Annotated in this window: 13 protein-coding genes and 1 tRNA gene; 8 read left to right on the top strand and 6 right to left on the bottom strand. The window is 56.6% G+C overall.

From position 1 onward, the window contains the following. The first annotated feature begins 24 nt into the window (after positions 1 to 24). Complete coding sequence (locus ACTQ48_RS07310) at positions 25 to 1,164, top strand: IS1249 family transposase (protein ID WP_441570484.1); 1,140 nt, start codon at positions 25 to 27, stop codon at positions 1,162 to 1,164. Between the two features lie 117 nt (positions 1,165 to 1,281). On the opposite strand, the gene ACTQ48_RS07305 is transcribed toward ACTQ48_RS07310, so the two are convergent. Then, entirely contained in the window at positions 1,282 to 3,753 is a 2,472-nt protein-coding gene (locus ACTQ48_RS07305) for a glycosyltransferase family 2 protein (RefSeq protein ID WP_441570482.1), read from the bottom strand. A 155-nt stretch (positions 3,754 to 3,908) separates the two neighbouring features. Between ACTQ48_RS07305 and rfbA the strand changes: the two genes are divergently transcribed. The 3 genes from rfbA to ACTQ48_RS07290 all read left to right on the top strand — a co-directional run bounded on the left by rfbA (position 3,909) and on the right by ACTQ48_RS07290 (position 7,427). After that, on the top strand, positions 3,909 to 4,811 hold the full coding sequence (gene rfbA / locus ACTQ48_RS07300; protein WP_441055589.1) for a glucose-1-phosphate thymidylyltransferase RfbA: 903 nt from the start codon (positions 3,909 to 3,911) through the stop codon (positions 4,809 to 4,811). A 27-nt stretch (positions 4,812 to 4,838) separates the two neighbouring features. Further along, positions 4,839 to 5,858 carry a dTDP-glucose 4,6-dehydratase gene (gene rfbB / locus ACTQ48_RS07295; protein WP_441570481.1) on the top strand — a complete coding sequence of 340 codons (1,020 nt, stop codon included), beginning with the start codon at positions 4,839 to 4,841 and terminating at the stop codon, positions 5,856 to 5,858. 114 nt (positions 5,859 to 5,972) lie between these two features. Beyond that, positions 5,973 to 7,427 (top strand): sugar nucleotide-binding protein, encoded by a 1,455-nt coding sequence (locus tag ACTQ48_RS07290; protein WP_441570480.1) that lies wholly within the window; start codon positions 5,973 to 5,975, stop codon positions 7,425 to 7,427. A gap of 37 nt (positions 7,428 to 7,464) precedes the next feature. Here the strand turns inward: ACTQ48_RS07290 and ACTQ48_RS07285 are convergent, their stop codons facing one another. Genes ACTQ48_RS07285 through ACTQ48_RS07275 form a run of 3 tightly spaced genes read right to left on the bottom strand, consistent with a single transcriptional unit; the run spans position 7,465 to position 11,806 of the window. Continuing rightward, positions 7,465 to 9,876: a YfhO family protein gene (locus ACTQ48_RS07285; RefSeq protein ID WP_441570479.1), complete on the bottom strand. Its 2,412-nt coding sequence runs from the start codon at positions 9,874 to 9,876 to the stop codon at positions 7,465 to 7,467. Beyond that, a complete protein-coding gene (locus tag ACTQ48_RS07280; RefSeq protein WP_441041625.1) occupies positions 9,860 to 10,828 on the bottom strand; it encodes a glycosyltransferase family 2 protein in 969 nt (322 codons plus the stop codon). Before ACTQ48_RS07280 ends, ACTQ48_RS07285 begins: the two co-directional genes overlap by 17 nt. A 6-nt stretch (positions 10,829 to 10,834) precedes the next feature. Then, a complete protein-coding gene (locus ACTQ48_RS07275) occupies positions 10,835 to 11,806 on the bottom strand; it encodes a glycosyltransferase family 2 protein (protein WP_441536979.1) in 972 nt (323 codons plus the stop codon). Between the two features lie 160 nt (positions 11,807 to 11,966). Between ACTQ48_RS07275 and ACTQ48_RS07270 the strand changes: the two genes are divergently transcribed. From ACTQ48_RS07270 to ACTQ48_RS07255, 4 genes are all read left to right on the top strand, one after another. Next, positions 11,967 to 12,812 carry an ABC transporter permease gene (locus ACTQ48_RS07270; protein ID WP_441570478.1) on the top strand — a complete coding sequence of 282 codons (846 nt, stop codon included), beginning with the start codon at positions 11,967 to 11,969 and terminating at the stop codon, positions 12,810 to 12,812. An 11-nt stretch (positions 12,813 to 12,823) separates the two neighbouring features. Beyond that, positions 12,824 to 13,591 (top strand): ABC transporter ATP-binding protein, encoded by a 768-nt coding sequence (locus tag ACTQ48_RS07265; protein WP_022094777.1) that lies wholly within the window; start codon positions 12,824 to 12,826, stop codon positions 13,589 to 13,591. A gap of 52 nt (positions 13,592 to 13,643) precedes the next feature. After that, positions 13,644 to 13,720, top strand: a tRNA-Arg gene (locus ACTQ48_RS07260). Between the two features lie 75 nt (positions 13,721 to 13,795). Further along, positions 13,796 to 14,782 carry an acyltransferase family protein gene (locus ACTQ48_RS07255; protein WP_441570477.1) on the top strand — a complete coding sequence of 329 codons (987 nt, stop codon included), beginning with the start codon at positions 13,796 to 13,798 and terminating at the stop codon, positions 14,780 to 14,782. Positions 14,783 to 14,880: 98 nt separating this feature from the next. On the opposite strand, the gene ACTQ48_RS07250 is transcribed toward ACTQ48_RS07255, so the two are convergent. Next, on the bottom strand, positions 14,881 to 15,714 hold the full coding sequence (locus ACTQ48_RS07250; protein ID WP_441570476.1) for a helix-turn-helix domain-containing protein: 834 nt from the start codon (positions 15,712 to 15,714) through the stop codon (positions 14,881 to 14,883). 223 nt (positions 15,715 to 15,937) lie between these two features. Continuing rightward, positions 15,938 to 16,372: a type II 3-dehydroquinate dehydratase gene (aroQ, locus tag ACTQ48_RS07245; protein WP_441016816.1), complete on the bottom strand. Its 435-nt coding sequence runs from the start codon at positions 16,370 to 16,372 to the stop codon at positions 15,938 to 15,940. Positions 16,373 to 16,392: the final 20 nt, after the last annotated feature.

The following is a 16,392-nucleotide window of genomic DNA, read 5'->3' as shown; positions in this document are numbered from 1 at the left end:
GCTTGCGGACAGGGTCGAGGCGGCATAGGATATCAACCGTATTCCAGATTCTGGGACGCCGGGCCGACTCGCTTCGGATCGGGCACTACACCAACTTTCTCAACACTACCGTCCCAGCGGTGGAGGTGCACGGCCTGCGGCGCGTCGACGACGGTGAGGTACGACGACACGGCGACGAGGCTGGACGAGTTCCTCGGGTGGCTCCTCTCCAAGGACTCCCAGGCGGCGATGCCGGGCGGCGGGCGGTCCTTCAGGCGCAGGACGGCCGAGTTCTGGGAGGTCTGGCCCATGCCCGTCCCCGACGGCGAGCTGCACCGCGTGCTCTACGTCGACGGGATCTGGGTCGCGCGCGACCTCGTGGTGCTCATATGCTGCAGCGGCGAGAGGGTGGTCTCCTGGTACATGGCAAGGTCGGAGAACTCGAGGGCGTGGTCGGCCCTCATGGCGCCGATCCCGGCGCCCGAGGTGGTCGTCACCGACGGCGGGAGCGGGTTCGCCAAGGCCGTGCGCGAGACCTGGCCGCGCACCAGGGTCCAGAGATGCACCTTCCACGCCTTCTCGCAGGTCAAGCGCTACACGACGACGCGGCCGAAGCTCCAGGCGGGGCGCGAGCTCTACCTCATCGCGCGCGACCTCATGGGAATCGAGACGCTGCACCAGGCCGAGCTCTGGGTCGAGCGCTACCTCGACTGGTGCGGGTTCTGGGCCGACTTCCTGGAGGACAGGACCGTGGTGGACGGCAGGAGGGTCTGCACCCACGAGAGGCTGAGGCGGGCGCGCTCGTCGCTGTCGTCGCTGGTGTCGGCGGGGACGCTGTTCACCTACCTCGACCCCGCCCTGGCCAAGGCCGGCCCGCTGCTGTCGACCAACAACATGATCGAGGGAGGGGTGAACTCGCAGCTGAGGGCCGTCCTGCGCAACCACCGGGGGCTGACGTCGTTCAAGCGCGTGAAGGCGGTGTTCTGGTGGTGCCACGCGCACTCGGGGGACGCGAGGACGGCGCGCGAGAAGCTCGCCACGATGCCGACCGACGCGGACATCGACTTCCTGTTCAGCGTCTACTCCGCCTCGCCGTCGCGCGAGGACGGAGGGCCGGAATGGGGCGACAGGGCCGTGTGGGAGGACCTCCACCACAGGGACCCGTACCCGTTCTGGCTGGATTAATGGATGGAAACGGACGTTCTATCGGGACACACATTTTGTCCTATAGGCCGCCAAATAAAAGGGTCTGCCGATTGAATCGGCAGACCCTTTTATTTGATTTAACCCCATCTATATTTTTTATAAGTGATAATAGCGATGTTCGGGTTCTCCTGCGGCGAAATTCGGGTTCATATATGGATCACCTTCAACGTAGTATTTCGCCCAGTGATAATTCATGTACGCGATCTCTTTGTGGAAGCGAATTCGTTTCTCAGAGTTGTTTTCAATGCCTCTAGAAATCGACTCATAGTGGTAGAGTTCAACTTCGGGTGTGTACACGATCAAGTCGTTAATCTCCCGAAGCTTTAGGCAAAAGTCAATATCATTAAATGCAACTTGAAGCTCCTCGGTGAAGCCTCCGACTTTCTCATATTCACTACGCTTGGTCATTATGCAAGCTGCTGTGACGGCGCTGAGATCTTGTTGCGCGTCGTTGAGCGCAAAGTAGCCCCAGTTGTTTTTAGGCATGCTTTGGCATAGATGTCCTGCTACGATGCCCGTGACGCATACGCCCGCGTGTTGAATGGTGTTGTCGGGATAGTAGAGTTTTGCACCAACTGCGCCAACATCCTCACGTGCGCAGATGCCAAGCATGGTCTCAATCCAATTGGGCGTAATTACCTCAGTATCGTTATTCAACAGCAGGAGATAGTTGCCCTTGGCGTGAGCAACGCCAAAGTTCATGAGCTTGGAGAAATTGAATTCGTGCTCCCAAGTTACAAGACGAACGATATTAGGATATTTTGCTTGCAGCTTATCGTAATAACTGAACGTTGCCTCATCTGTGCTGTTGTTTTCGATTATGACAAGCTCGTAATTGTCGTACGTTGATTTCTCAACAATTGACGTAATGCAGTTATCCAGAATGTCGGCGTGGTCTTTGGTTGGAATGATAATTGACACGAGTGGATGGGAATCTGGCACAGCGTAGGTTACTTTATATGTAAAGGGACGACGCGCTTGTTCGACCTTCGCATTGAGCCCAAGCCTGTCCAAATGACTCTGGACCGCTTTGATGCCCGCGATGGTGGCATACGGTTTGCTATCCGCATTTGCTGCGGTGGAGGTCTCGCTTAGGCGCCAGTGATATAGGACCTTTGCAACATGATGAACCTTCCTTGCCTTTTCCACGGCACGGAGAGTCAGATTGTGATCCTGAGCTCCATCGAACTCCTTCGTGTTCGGTTCTAGAGTGTCAAGCAGGGACTTACGGATGGTAAGCATGTGGCAGATATAGTTGTTATTTCTGAGCAGATCGATATTGAAATCCGGTTTAAAGAACGGCTGCGCTAGTTTCCCATCGGGCATGAGTTTGTCTTCGTCGCAATAAAGAAGATCGACGTTATCATCGTTTTCAATTGCCTCGGCATATGAGAACAACAAGTCCGGTTCAAGAATATCGTCATGGTCAAAGAAGCTAACGAAATCACCCGAAGCGATGGCAACGCCGGTGTTTGTATTTTCGGAAATGCCCTTATTCTCGGTAAGGTTAATTGATTTAATTCTGTTGTCGTGGGCCGTCTCCTGCTCAACACGTGCCTTTAGTTCCTGATTGTCAGGACTTGCATTAACTAGGATGAGCTCCCAGTTTGCATAAGACTGGTTTTTTACGGATTCGGCCATATCGTTAAAGAACGAAATGGGTGTGTTGTAAAGAGGGACAATGATGCTGAACTTCGGAGCGCTGTTGAAGATGATTTTTCTCTGCTTCTCCAGAGCGCCGATAGTCGCCTTATGTTCCGTGAACCATTCTGGGTATTCAGGGTCGAACTGCGCATGGGTAAAGAGAAAGTTGGTCTCCTCAAGAAGCAAGCCTAATTTATCGGGCGTTAAGCAGTCAAATGCGCTGAATGATGGGTGATTTTGATCGTCAATAATAAAGTAGTAACGATCGAACGTTTTTGGCATGCGAATCGAGAGCTGCGTTTCAAGTTGCTTTTTCTCGGACGTAAATCCAACGCTTGTTACATTCGAACCGAAATTGACGATGCTCAAATCAACTTCATTGAGCGCTCGATCGAGGCAACGAAGTTTGATTTTGGAGTCGCTACGATACGGCGTCCTCACCGTGCACCTAAGGATATAGTCGCTTGAATCTTCGATGCACTGCCAGAAATCAATCGTTGCCATGTCAAACTCTGAAACGTCATCGTAGTTTCGGAGCTTGCTACACATGTCAGGTTTAATTTTGTAGTTAAGGCGAGACTCCCATTTGGTATTCTTGCAATTGAGCGAAAGAGAGTCGCTGCTCAGGGTGTAACCGTCTTGGCCGATTTCACTAAACTCAATATTGATAGTGCGAGCATCGGGATCGGGGACTACAAGGACGTATGAGTTTGATTCGCAGCTATTGTCTCGGAATTTTAGGAGGGATAAAGGTGAACAGCGGTTATCTTCTGTAGCCGCCTGGGCTGTTACGCTGGAGCCTTTATGGATGCCTTCAATCTTAAGCTGCTGGTAGATTTTCCAGTTTCCTCTGCATACTCCGGTTGTTTCGACTCGCATTGTTTGCCTTTCGTTTGTTGGACACTGCTCATTGTACTTTTTCATTTGTTGCCTCGCTAGAAATGCAGAAAGAGTTGCGTGTTTCTGCTGTCAGATTTAATAAGAAGACGGGGAGGTTGCTGCCGGTGCGTATAATTTAATTAACTGTGCTTCAGTAATCGGCGGCTTTTGCTCAACGATTGTCAATCGAGAGGATTATTATGAAAGGCATCATCCTCGCCGGCGGGTCCGGCACCCGCCTGTACCCGCTCACGCTCGTGACCTCCAAGCAGCTGCTGCCGGTCTACGACAAGCCCATGATCTACTACCCGCTGTCCACCCTCATGCTGGCGGGCATCCGGGACATCCTGGTCATCTCCACCCCTGCCGACCTGCCCAACTTCCAGCGTCTGCTGGGCGACGGCTCCCGCTTCGGCGTGAACCTCTCCTACGCCGAGCAGCCCTCTCCGGACGGCCTGGCGCAGGCCTTCATCATCGGCGAGGAGTTCATCGCCGGCGAGCCCTGCGCGCTCGTTCTGGGCGACAACATCTTCTACGGCAACGGCCTGTCGCGCCACCTCAAGCGCGCCGTCGAGGCCGCCGAGCGCGAGGGCGGCGCCACCGTCTTCGGCTACCACGTGGACGACCCCGAGCGCTTCGGCGTCGTGGAGTTCGATAAGGATTTCAACGCCGTCTCCATCGAGGAGAAGCCCGCCCACCCCAAGAGCTCCTACGCCGTCACGGGCCTGTACTTCTACGACGGCCGCGTGACCGAGATGGCCAAGAAGGTGGAGCCGAGTGCCCGCGGCGAGCTGGAGATCACCACCCTCAACCAGATGTACCTGGACGACGGGTCACTCTCCGTGGTGACCCTCGGCCGCGGCTACGCCTGGCTGGACACCGGCACCATGGAGTCCCTCTACGAGGCCTCCGAGTTCGTGCGCTCGGTGGAGCGCGCCCAGGACCTGCCCGTGTCCGTGCCCGAGGAGATCGCCTGGGAGAACGGCTGGATCGACACGCCCGCCCTCGAGGCGGCCGCCGAGGCCTACGGCAAGTCCGTCTACGGCGGGCACCTGAAGCAGGTCGCCGCCGGCGCCATCAACTCCAGGAACATCGACTACTAGGAACACCAGGAATAGGGGAGTACCACCTTGTCCGAGAACTTCGAACCCAAGAACATCATCGTCACGGGCGGCTGCGGCTTCATCGGCAGCAACTTCGTGCACTACGTGGTCAACAACCACCCCGGGGTGCACGTTACCGTCCTGGACAAGCTGACCTACGCCGGCAACCCCGAGAACATCGCAGGGCTGCCCTCCGACCGCGTGGAGCTCGTCGTGGGCGACATCTGTGATGCCGCACTGCTGGATAAGATCGTCCCCGGTCACGACGCGATCGTGCACTACGCCGCCGAGAGCCACAACGACAACTCCATCGCCGACCCGGAGCCCTTCCTGCGCACCAACGTCGAGGGCACCTTCCGCCTGCTGGAGGCCGTCCGCAAGTACGGCGTCCGTTACCACCACGTGTCCACCGACGAGGTCTATGGCGACCTGGCGCTCGACGACCCCGCCAAGTTCACCGAGGAGACGCCGTATCACCCGTCCTCGCCGTACTCGAGCACCAAGGCCAGCTCCGACATGCTGGTCCGCGCCTGGACCCGCACCTACGGCCTGCGCACCACGATCTCCAACTGCTCCAACAACTACGGCCCCTACCAGCACGTGGAGAAGTTCATCCCGCGCCAGATCACCAACATCATCGACGGCGTTCGCCCCAAGCTCTACGGCCGCGGCGAGAACGTCCGCGACTGGATCCACACCGAGGACCACTCCTCGGCCGTCTGGGACATCCTCACGAAGGGCCGCATGGGGGAGACCTACCTCATCGGCGCAAATGGCGAGAAGAACAACATCACCGTCCTGCGCATGATCCTCGAGGCCATGGGTCGCGACCCCGAGGACTTCGACTGGGTCGCAGACCGCCCCGGCCACGACCGCCGCTACGCCATCGACAGCACGAAGCTCCAGCGCGAGCTCGGCTGGAGGCCGGCGCACACCGACTTCGCCGAGGGGCTGAAGGCCACCATCGAATGGTACGTGGCCAACGAGTCCTGGTGGCGCCCGGCCAAGGAGGCCACCGAGGCCAGGTATAGGGCCCAGGGCCAGTAGGCCGCCCGGGCGCCCTTACGGGGCGCCCCGGGCGGACCGCAGGGCATGGGGATTATCCTGCGGCCCGCCCGGGGCGCCCGCAACCACCGTATCGTCGATAGGAGCTTTTCCCACATGGCAGACATCGCATTCGAGAAGGACCTCGCCGTCGCCGAGACCGGCATCGGGGGCCTCAAGGTCGTCGACCTCGCCGTCCACGGCGACTCGCGCGGCTGGTTCAAGGAGAACTGGCAGCGCGCCAAGATGACCGCCCTGGGCATCCCCGACCTCAGGGTCGTCCAGAACAACGTCTCCTACAACGACAGCCGCGGCGTCACCCGCGGCATCCACGCCGAGCCCTGGGACAAGTTCATCTCCGTCGCCCGCGGCTCGGTCTTCGGCGCGTGGGTGGACCTGCGCGAGGGCAGCGCCACCTACGGCAAGGTGTTCACCTGCACGCTCGACCCGAGCAGGGCCATCTACGTCCCGCGCGGCGTGGGCAACTCCTTCCAGGCCCTGGAGGACGGCACCGCCTACACCTACCTGGTGGACGCCCACTGGTCGCTGGAGCTCAAGAGGACCTACACCTTCGTGAACCTCGCCGACCCCGAGCTTGCCATCGAGTGGCCGATCCCGCTCGATGAGGCCACCGTATCCGAGGCCGACCTCAACCACCCGATGCTCAAGGACGTCGTCCCCATGGCGCCCAAGCGCACCCTCGTCACCGGCTGCAACGGGCAACTGGGCCATGCCGTGCGCGCGCTGGCCGAGGAGCGCGGCGTCGCGAAGGACTTCGACTTCTGCGACATCGACACCTTCGATATGTCCGACCCGGAGGCCTACGATCAGTACGACTGGTCGCTCTACGGCACCGTGATCAACTGCGGCGCCTACACGGCGGTCGACAGGGCCGAGACTCCCGAGGGCCGCGTGACCGCCTGGAAGGCGAACGCGACGGGCCCCGCCCTTCTCGCCCGCACCTGCGCCGAGCACGGGATCACCCTCGTCCACGTTTCCTCCGACTACGTCTTCGACGGCACGGCCGAGGTGCATGACGAGGACGAGCCCCTCAGCCCGCTTTCCGTCTACGGCCAGACCAAGGCCTCCGGCGACATCGCCGTGGCCGGGTGCCCGCGCCACTACATCATGCGCTCCAGCTGGGTCATCGGCGAGGGGCACAACTTCGTCAAGACGATGAAGTGCCTGTCCGACCGCGTCGCCGACCCCGAGGACGGGCTCACGCAGGTCACTGTCGTGGACGACCAGCTGGGACGCCTGACCTTCACGCGCGACATGGCCGAGGCCATCTTCCACGTGCTGGGCTCGCACGCCCCCTACGGCACCTATAACTGCACCGGCTCGGGTGCGGTCAGGTCCTGGGCCGACATCGCCCGCGCCGTCTTCGAGGCCGCCAACGGCAACGGCGACAAAGTGGTCCCCGTCAGCACCGCCGACTACTACGCGACCGCCGCCGGCCCCGTAGCCCCGCGCCCGGTCCACTCCGCGCTCGACCTGTCCAAGCTCGAGTCGGTCGGCTTCCACATGCCCGACTGGGAGGAGGAGCTGGGGGAGTACCTCAAGACGCTCTAGTCTCTATTTAATTTGCGAGAGCAAAAGCCGCCGCTTGTTAACGGCGGCTTTTCTTATGTGTGGAGGATAGCCCCGCTGCAACAAGGGCAACGGCGGTCGCCAAACTCACCGCAATCCCCGCAAATGCACCAGGGGTTCTATAGCTCATCGCGATCTTGTTTGCGCCTTTCCGCACGCTCAGGCATGACATGCCCTTGTCGGCGGCGGGCGCCAGCTCTGCGGCGGCTCCGTTAATCGTTGCCGTCCAGCCCTCATCATACGGAACGCTCAACAGCAATTTGCCGTCATCCTCGGCGGTATACTCGCCTTCGATCCTTCCGTCTTCAAAAACCGTCGGAATAAACTCGCTCGTCCTAAGCTCGTTAATAATCTGCTCAAAAACGTCCAGATTGAGGGCGTAAAAGACCGGCTCATTGTCTTGGGGCATGTCTGTATAGCCCTCTGCGACTCCGATTGACACCGTATGCTGGCTCGGGGCGTCCGATGCATCTGCAATCTGGCGGATATTATTGTCGAATCTCCAGGCCTCGTTTTCGATCGTTCGCTGGTCGATGGTAAGGGTGACGGGCCAATAACTGCCGACGGTCGCATCTTTGTTGATGTAGAGATACCCGATGGAGCTTGCCGGTACAGTGACGCTCCATTGCTTTAAGCTATCGCTATTCTCCGTGCTCGTGGCCTCGATCTTGGTATAGAGCTCGACCTCGCGGCCTAGGATTTTGCTGTAGAGGTCGTTCTGCTTTTCGAAAGGGTTTTCGCTCTTCAGCGTGCTGTTTTTGATATCGCTTGAGGCTGCGATGCCAATGCTGAGCGCATAGGGGTTCTCGTACACCGCGCTTGTGGAGTCGGCCTGATTCGTCTTGGCTAAAACGTATTCCGCAGGCGCGTTTTCAGGAGTGGCATACTTGACTCCCAGTAGGGCATCGACGGCGAGAATGGGCTCGGCATAACGGGTCGAGAATTCGCCGACGCTGCTGTATCCAAGGGAGTTGAGCAGTGCGATGGCCTGCGGGTTATTTGCGGATGAGTAGGACGACAGCTGGTTGTACCCAAGCGCTAAGCCCTCGTTGAGGGCAGCGCTATCGGCGCGCGTGGTCGTTCGATCGATACGGTAGAATGACGCAGGATCTTGGGCTTGAATGGTTGTGATCGTGTCGGTTGCGGTGGCGACATAGGCGCTGTTGGTTTCTTCGGAATAGCCTGTGTACAGCTGATTCCACATGACATGGGCGTTTGCAAATAGTTCAATTGCCGTGAGTGCCAGGAGTGGCATGACGATGGCCGGCCGATGGGCTCGACGTAATGCTGGCCGTTCTTTGAGCTTCTGCAGCGCGTATCCTGCGGCCCACATCGTAAAGAAGCCCAGCAAAAAGGCCGTGCGCGAATAGAACCCGTTGGGAACGCGCATGCCGCACCAGATGTACTCGAGCGGGCTCAAAACGGAGCTAGCGATCAGGACGGCTGTGACGACGAACGTTGCGATGCGTATCTTGGCCGAAACCTTGCGGTTAAACAGTAGGCTTATTGCAAGTAACATCATGATGACGCCGCAATAGAACTGCGGCGTATTCCCGTTATTCACCCACATGCCGGGGATGAAGCCCCTGATGAGCGATTTGAGGCCTGTTTTAAGCAAAGGGCCAAGTGCCAGCACGGGGCCGCCTTTTGCCATGGCAAGGATGGTCGGCAAAAAGGTCCAGGCGGACAGGAGCAGCCCAAGCATCATAGCCCCTGCAAATCGTAGGGCCCGGTCGAGCGTGAGCATCCAGCTAAATCCTTCTGCAGCGACGTAATCGACAAACTCAACCAATACGAAGATGCAGAGGAATAGGATGTTGATATAGGCCGTATACCAACAGAACATGACATTGAGAGCAATCGCAATAACGAGGCGTATCATTTTTTGTTCGCGAATGAGCTCGTAGCATCCGAAGGCGCAGATGGGTAGCAGGATAAGGCAATCAATCCAGAGCGGATTGCACAAATTACTTATGGTCCAACTGCAAAACGTAAATGAGAGGGAAAGCAGGAATGCTGCGGGCTTGGACAGGTCAAAGCGCTTTTGCACATACCAAGCGCTGCTGATGTGAATGCAGCCAAGCTTTAGCGCGCTGATGATAAACACAAAGAGCGTCAGCTTGTCTGCGGGAAACAGCACGCAGAGCAGGTTGAAGGGGCTGGCGAGGTAGTAGCTATAGAGCCCCCATGTGTTCATGCCGAGTCCCTGTGAGAAGGAATAGCGAAGGTTTGCCTCGCCTAAAAGGACGCGGCGAAACCACGCGAAGAAGTCGATGTATTGGTATTTGAGATCGTTGGTGAGAAACGAGTTGTCGCCAAAGGGGTAGACATGCCCCGCCGCTGCAATTGCGACAAAGAGTGCGACGGAAAACGTGAAGCAGGCGGCGTAGAACGCCACATTCTTGAGCGTGCTGTTATTGGGCCGTGTCATCAGATTCCTCGTTGGACTCTCGAATGATATAGATGGGACGTCGCTTGGTTTCCAAGTAGGCTTTTGCCAAGTATTCACCGATGATTCCTAGGCATAGGAGCTGCATGCCGCCAAACAGCGTAATGAGGCAGGCAAGGGAGGGCCATCCGCCTACGGGGTCGCCCCAAACAAGCGTTTTGACGAGGATGACGATAAATCCCAGGATGGCGATGAGACAGAAGACGATACCCGTGAGGGCGGCGAGGGAGAGCGGCGCCGTGGAAAACGCGACGATGCCGTCGATGGAATAGAGGAGCAGCGACCAAAAGCTCCATTTGGTCTCGCCGGCCACGCGGTTGACGTTTACGTAGGGGAGCCATTTGGTCTTGAAGCCGACCCAGCCGTAAATGCCCTTGGAGAATCGGTTGTATTCGCCCATGGAGATGATGGCGTTGACCATAGGTCGCTTCATGAGCCTAAAATCACGTGCTCCGTCGACGATGTCGGCCTTGGAAATGCGGTTGATGATCTTGTAGAACATACGGGCGCAGAACGACCTGATGGGAGGCTCGCCTTCGCGGGTGGTCCTGCGTGTGGCGACGTTATCGTAGTTTTCGGTCTGCAGGATCTCGTACATCTGCGGCAGAAGCGAGGGCGGGTCCTGCATGTCGGCATCCATGGTGGCGACATAGTCGCCCTTTGCGTGCTGGAGTCCGGCGAGTAGTGCCGCCTCCTTGCCAAAGTTGCGCGAGAAAGAGTGCCAGCGGATGGCGTATGGATGCGCCGCCGCGGCTTCTGCTTTCATGACGGCGAGCGTTTTGTCTGCCGAGCCATCGTCGATGAGGACGGCTTCAAAGGAGATGCCGGGGTCTTGCTGGGTCATGATGCGAACGACGCCATCGAGCTCTTTAAGAAAGATCGGAAGTGATTCCTGCTCGTTGTAGCACGGCACGACGATGGAGATGAGCGGCATGGTGGTTTACCTCTCGCTTGACTTGGAAGTAGGGTGGCCGGGCTGGTCGTCGTAGGCGTACTTGCTGTACACGTTGACCTCCCACTGCTTTTTTTCGACCTTTGCTACAGAATCCAGGATGAATCCGGTTGCAAGGCTCAGACCACAGAGGAACATAAACGATGCAGCAAGCATGGCAGTGGGGAAGCGCGGGACTAGACCGGTCTGAAAGTACTCAACAAAGATAGGAATGCCCAAAGCCAGGCCGATAATCGCGAATAGAAGCGCGACGAGGCTGAAGAACTTCAGCGGGCGGTAGTCCTTGAACAGCGTACCGATCATCGCGACGACTTTAATGCCATCGCTGACGGTGTTGAGCTTGGATTCGGAGCCTTCCGGACGGTCGCGGTACTCGATGGGCACATCTTTGATGCGCCAGCGGTGGTCGACAGCGTGGATCGAGAGTTCGGTTTCGATTTGAAATCCCTCGGAAAGCACGGGGAACGTTTTAACAAAGGGACGGCTCATTGCGCGATAGCCCGTCATAACGTCGTCAAAGCTGTAACCATAGATCCACTTGATCATGGCGCGAACTAGGTTGTTGCCAAAACCATGGAAGGCGCGCTTGTTTTCCTCGGCATAGGTACCGTTGGAAAGGCGGTCGCCTACGGTCATGTCGGCCGTGCCGTTAAGGATGGGCTCGCAGAGGGCCTTAGCCGCCTCGGCGGGGTAGGTGTCGTCCCCGTCGACCATCAGGTAACAATCGGCATCGATATCGCGAAACATCTGACGGCAGACGTTGCCTTTTCCCTGACGCGGCTCAAAGCGGACCGTGGCGCCGTGCTCGGTGGCGATGCGTGAGGTATCGTCCGACGAGTTGTTGTCATAAACATAGACCGTCGCCTGCGGAAGCTCGCGGTGAAAGTCGTCGATGACCTTACCGATCGTGAGCGCTTCGTTGTAGCAAGGGATGATGACGGCGATGGATTCAGAATTCACTCAATGCTCCTTATACATTCAATCCTAGAAAGTATAGCCTTTTGCGTCTGACATCCTTAGATGTGGGTTAGTTCTCCAGTTTTGCTGCGCGAATCCTTTGCATGGCCGTCGGGTCTATACTGTTCATTTGTCAACGATTACGAGTAAGGGAGTTGCATCCGTGTCGGATCAGACAAAGCAACAAGAAACTCGCAGTCTGCCTGCGACGTTTGCTAAGAACGAATTTGAGAAGGATGCGTTTATCCTTCGTCAGCTGGTTACCAAGGATTTTAAGATCAAGTATCGCCGTAGCGTTCTGGGCGTCGCATGGTCGGTGCTCAACCCGTTGCTGATGATGATCGTCATGGCCATCGTGTTCTCGACGATTTTTGCCCAGGGCCGCAATGGCTCGATTACGCCCGAGATGTACCCGCTGTACTTGATTGTGGGTAACGTTACCTTTGCCGTGATGTCCGAGTCCACGAACCAGGCACTGACGTCCATCGTAGGTGCGGCTCCGCTGCTCAAGAAGGTTAAAGTGCACCGCTGGGTCTTCCCGGTGCAGAAGGTACTTTTCTCGCTGGTGAACTTTGCCTTCTCCCTGGTCGCCGTCGCAATCGTCATGTTGTGGTTCCATGTTATGCCTTCTTGGCACCTCATTCTGCTGCCCGTCTGCCTGCTGCTGCTTATGTGCTTCTGCATGGGTCTGGGCATGATGCTCTCTGCCCTTACGGTCTTTTTCCGCGACGTTATGCATCTGTGGAGTGTTGTCATCACGGCTTGGACCTATATCACGCCTATCTTCTGGACTACCGACTTTATCGTTCAGATGCCTCATCTTGTTCGTATTTTGGTTTACGCGAACCCCATGTACAACTATCTGCAGTTTATGCGCGATATCTTCCTGTTCCAGACTACGCCCTCGCTTATGACGTTTGGTATGTGCGTCGCTTGGGCTGCCCTTGCGCTTGTTATTGGCTACACCGTGTTCCATAAGTCCGAGCGCAAATTTATCCTCTACATCTAAGGAGTGCTGTGATGACTGAATCTGTTGTTGATTACAGCGAGCAGCCTCTGGCTGTCGAGGTCGACGACGTCACCATGATCTTTAACATGGCGTCTGAGTCGCTGACCAACCTCAAGGAGTACTTCATCAAGCTTGCAAAGCACGAGCTGTTCTTTGAGGAGTTTCGGGCGCTTAAGCATATCTCGTTTGATATTCATCGTGGCGAGGTTGTGGGTCTGGTCGGCACCAACGGCTCCGGCAAATCCACGATGCTCAAGATTATCGCCGGCGTGCTCGAGCCCAGTGAGGGCAGCGTTAAGGTGCACGGTAACATCGCGCCGTTGATTGAGCTTGGTGCCGGCTTTGACCCCGAGCTGACAGCCCGTGAGAACATCTATCTGAACGGCGCCCTGCTCGGCTATACCAAGGAGTTCATCGACGCCAACTTTGACGGCATTATCGAGTTCGCTGAGCTGCAGAACTTTGTCGATATGCCGCTTAAGAACTTCTCCTCGGGCATGGTGGCGCGTATCGCCTTTGCAATCGCGACGATCACCGAGCCCGATATCCTGATCGTTGACGAGACGCTGTCCGTCGGTGATGTGTTCTTCCAGCAGAAGTGCGAGGACCGCATTCAGCACTTTATCCAGAGCGGCGACGTGACAGTTCTGTTCGTTTCGCACTCCATGGAGCAGGTTGAGCGCATATGCCAGCGTGCCGTTTGGATTGAGAAGGGTGACCTTCGCATGGACGGCCCGGTTGATGAGGTCTGCAAGGCGTACCGCGAGCAGTTCAACTAGGTTATAATTACAGCCGCTTGGCTGATTTATTTGGTTGAGCATGCGGTTATTTGCTCCATTAGCTCAGTTGGATAGAGCAGGGGACTTCTAATCCCAAGGTCGACGGTTCGAATCCGCCATGGAGCACCATCGTTTATTGAGCCCGGGCCGCTTGGTGGTCTGGGCTTTTTTCGTCTTGTGTGCTGCGGTTTTGAAGGGTTCGCTATGGGAAGCAAAAGGCTCGACTGGATCGATATTGCAAAGGGGATTGCAATTATTCTGGTCATTGTGGGGCACACCGTCCCAAATCCCTCTCCCTTGAGGCACGCGATCTTCTCGTTTCACATGCCGGTGTTCTTTATTCTTGCCGGGTATACGTTTAGGCCGAAACCGTGGCGTGAGCTGCTGAGTGGTTCGGTGTCGCGCCTGCTGGTGCCGTATGTGGTTCTTGCACTGTCGTGGCAGGTGCCGACGTTCTTGATGAGCGACGCTCCGTTGACGGGAGGTACACTTGCAGGCGGGCTCGAGACGCTTGTGTTTGCCTCGGGCGTTGATGTGCCCGGGCTTGGCGTTGCTGCCGTTGGCATGGCATGGTTTCTAGCGGCGCTGTTTACGTCGCGCCTGCTGTTTAATGCGCTCGTGCGGTTGTTTGACCGCCGCGGGATTGGGGTTGTTTGGCAGGGCGTTGTCTGTGCCGCGATTGCCTTTTGCGGTTTGAGCGTCTCTCGCGTTTTGGGTATTTACCTGCCGCTCGATCTGGATCTGAGCTGCTATATTGTGCTGCTGATGTGGGTTGGCAATACGGCCCGCCAAAGGGGGCTGGAGCCGAGCGCGTGCAAGCCTCTGCTGTTTATTGGAGCCGGTGTCGCTTGGCTTGTCCTTGCCGCGCTGAGTGGGCTTGAGCTTTCGAGCCGCCGCGTGGATGGATTTGTTGTTGCGACGGTTGCTGCTGTTTCGGGTAGCTACTGTGTCTGTTGGGTTTCGATGGCGTTGGAGAAGTTGAAAGACGTGCCGGTTTTGAGGGCTTTTGAGCGAGCGCTCGTGTTCTGCGGACAAGCCAGTCTGGCAATCTTTGCGATCCACGCGGTCGATTGGTTTATTCCTTGGCAGACCATGCCTCTGCTTATGTCACTGTCGGCATCGTGGCTCTTCGCATCAATCGTGCGCTGCGCCTGCGATATTGGATTGGCTTATGTGATCAAGAAGGCATGATGACAGCGGGAGACGGTCTTTTTGAGAGCCGCCTCCCGCTATTTTGAAAGGGTTTTGAGGTGCGAATTCGTGCTGGGCTTTGACTCGATTGCTTGATTTTACGTCTGATCTCGCACTTTTCCATCTGGGTAACTTAGATAAAACTGGGGTTCGAACCAGTTTTCGAATGAGTAGGAATCACTTTCTTCCGTCCATTTGCCGTCGTCAATGAAGAATCTGAAATCATCGTCCCCGCAGATATCTTCGGGCCATTCATCCCAACCTAAATCTCTTGGATAGCCGTTTGCATCGAGATCGGTCTCATCGGATTCCCAGTCGGAAACGAGTTCGAATGACACGTCTCGGATCAGCCTTACAAGTAGTTCTTGTGCAACGGTGTGAGCCATTAAGTCATGTCCGTGTTTTGCTCTCAGGCGATATCTAATCAGATCTGCTCGCAATCTGAAAAGAAAGTCATAGTCGTACTTCATCAGGTATTGAGATGGAAGTAAGTCAATTATCCAGCTATCGGGGAGTTGTCCAACATGAGTCCCTTTTGGAAGATGAGAAAGGTCCTCAAGATCTTGATTAATATAGTCAAGCAGAATATCTGTGCCAAAGGCGAAGGACGCTGCACCCTTATAACCGTATTCGTCTTTTAAGAATTGGGACCAGGCGGCATGAGACGAATCGATCGCCAGCGATTCCTTTGTTGTGTCCTCATTAACAGTCTCTGCTGCGGAATCATCGGGGAATTTTTTCCATTTAAGGACTTTGCATACAGCTGTTGCCTTGTCGCTTCGAATGGATTGGCCGCTCTCGTACTTACCCCATGTTTTTGCCCCGATACCGGCTCTGGAAGCTGCCTCTTCGATGCTTAGGCCCAGTTCTGCTCTCCTTGTTTTGATTTGGTTTGCCAGATTTTCGCTAACCTGGATCGTCTTTGGAGGCATCTTTGTTCCTTTCAGGTACCGGAACGTATAGGATACCTACCATATTAATACTAAATAGGTGTTTGTAAAGCTGGTATGTTGTCAGTTTGCGTTTGATGGGGCTCGAACGAGAAAAAACGCGCGTCCACAGAATGTGTGCTGCGGACGCGCGTTTCTCTTATGGATGTTACCTTGGCGGACAGAAGATCGATGCACTTGATCCAATCGCCTTGTTTGCTTCTTCCTATCCCAGACGTTCCCTAAGCAGCTCCAGCGCGTGAGCGTAGCCCTGGAGGCCCTCGCCGGTGATGGTGGCGAAGCAGGCCAGGCGGGCGTAGCTTACCTGGCGGAAGTCCTCGCGCGTCTCGACGGCGCTAATGTGGACCTCAACGGCGGGGATGGCGACGGCCTTGAGGGCGTCCAGGATGGCTACGCTGGTGTGTGTGTAGGCGGCTGGGTTGATGACGATGCCGTCGACCTTGCCGTAAGCCTCCTGGATCTTGTCGACGATGCTGCCCTCGTGGTTGGACTGGAAGACCTCGACCTCGTCAAAGCCCTGCGCGGCGCCTGCTTCCTGGCAGATCTGGACCAGGCGGTCGTAGTTATCGCTGCCGTAGATGCCCGGCTCGCGAATGCCGAGCATGTTGAGGTTGGGGCCGTTGATGACGAGTGCTTTCATGGTTGCTTCCTTTGTGGTCT

Source organism: Collinsella sp. Sow4_E3 (assembly GCF_052116285.1).
GTDB lineage: Bacteria > Actinomycetota > Coriobacteriia > Coriobacteriales > Coriobacteriaceae > Collinsella.
Note: the sequence above shows the minus strand (reverse complement) of the source record. Positions and strands in the feature narration are given on the sequence as shown.

What these genes read in the sequence shown, in the direction of transcription:
- ACTQ48_RS07305 (WP_441570482.1), bottom strand. Translation starts at nt 3,753, where the DNA reads ATGAAAAAGTACAATGAGCAGTGTCCAACAAACGAAAGGCAAACAATG.
- rfbA (WP_441055589.1), top strand. Translation starts at nt 3,909, where the DNA reads ATGAAAGGCATCATCCTCGCCGGCGGGTCCGGCACCCGCCTGTACCCG.
- ACTQ48_RS07290 (WP_441570480.1), top strand. Translation starts at nt 5,973, where the DNA reads ATGGCAGACATCGCATTCGAGAAGGACCTCGCCGTCGCCGAGACCGGC.
- ACTQ48_RS07285 (WP_441570479.1), bottom strand. Translation starts at nt 9,876, where the DNA reads ATGACACGGCCCAATAACAGCACGCTCAAGAATGTGGCGTTCTACGCC.
- ACTQ48_RS07280 (WP_441041625.1), bottom strand. Translation starts at nt 10,828, where the DNA reads ATGCCGCTCATCTCCATCGTCGTGCCGTGCTACAACGAGCAGGAATCA.
- ACTQ48_RS07265 (WP_022094777.1), top strand. Translation starts at nt 12,824, where the DNA reads ATGACTGAATCTGTTGTTGATTACAGCGAGCAGCCTCTGGCTGTCGAG.
- ACTQ48_RS07255 (WP_441570477.1), top strand. Translation starts at nt 13,796, where the DNA reads ATGGGAAGCAAAAGGCTCGACTGGATCGATATTGCAAAGGGGATTGCA.
- ACTQ48_RS07250 (WP_441570476.1), bottom strand. Translation starts at nt 15,714, where the DNA reads ATGCCTCCAAAGACGATCCAGGTTAGCGAAAATCTGGCAAACCAAATC.
- aroQ (WP_441016816.1), bottom strand. Translation starts at nt 16,372, where the DNA reads ATGAAAGCACTCGTCATCAACGGCCCCAACCTCAACATGCTCGGCATT.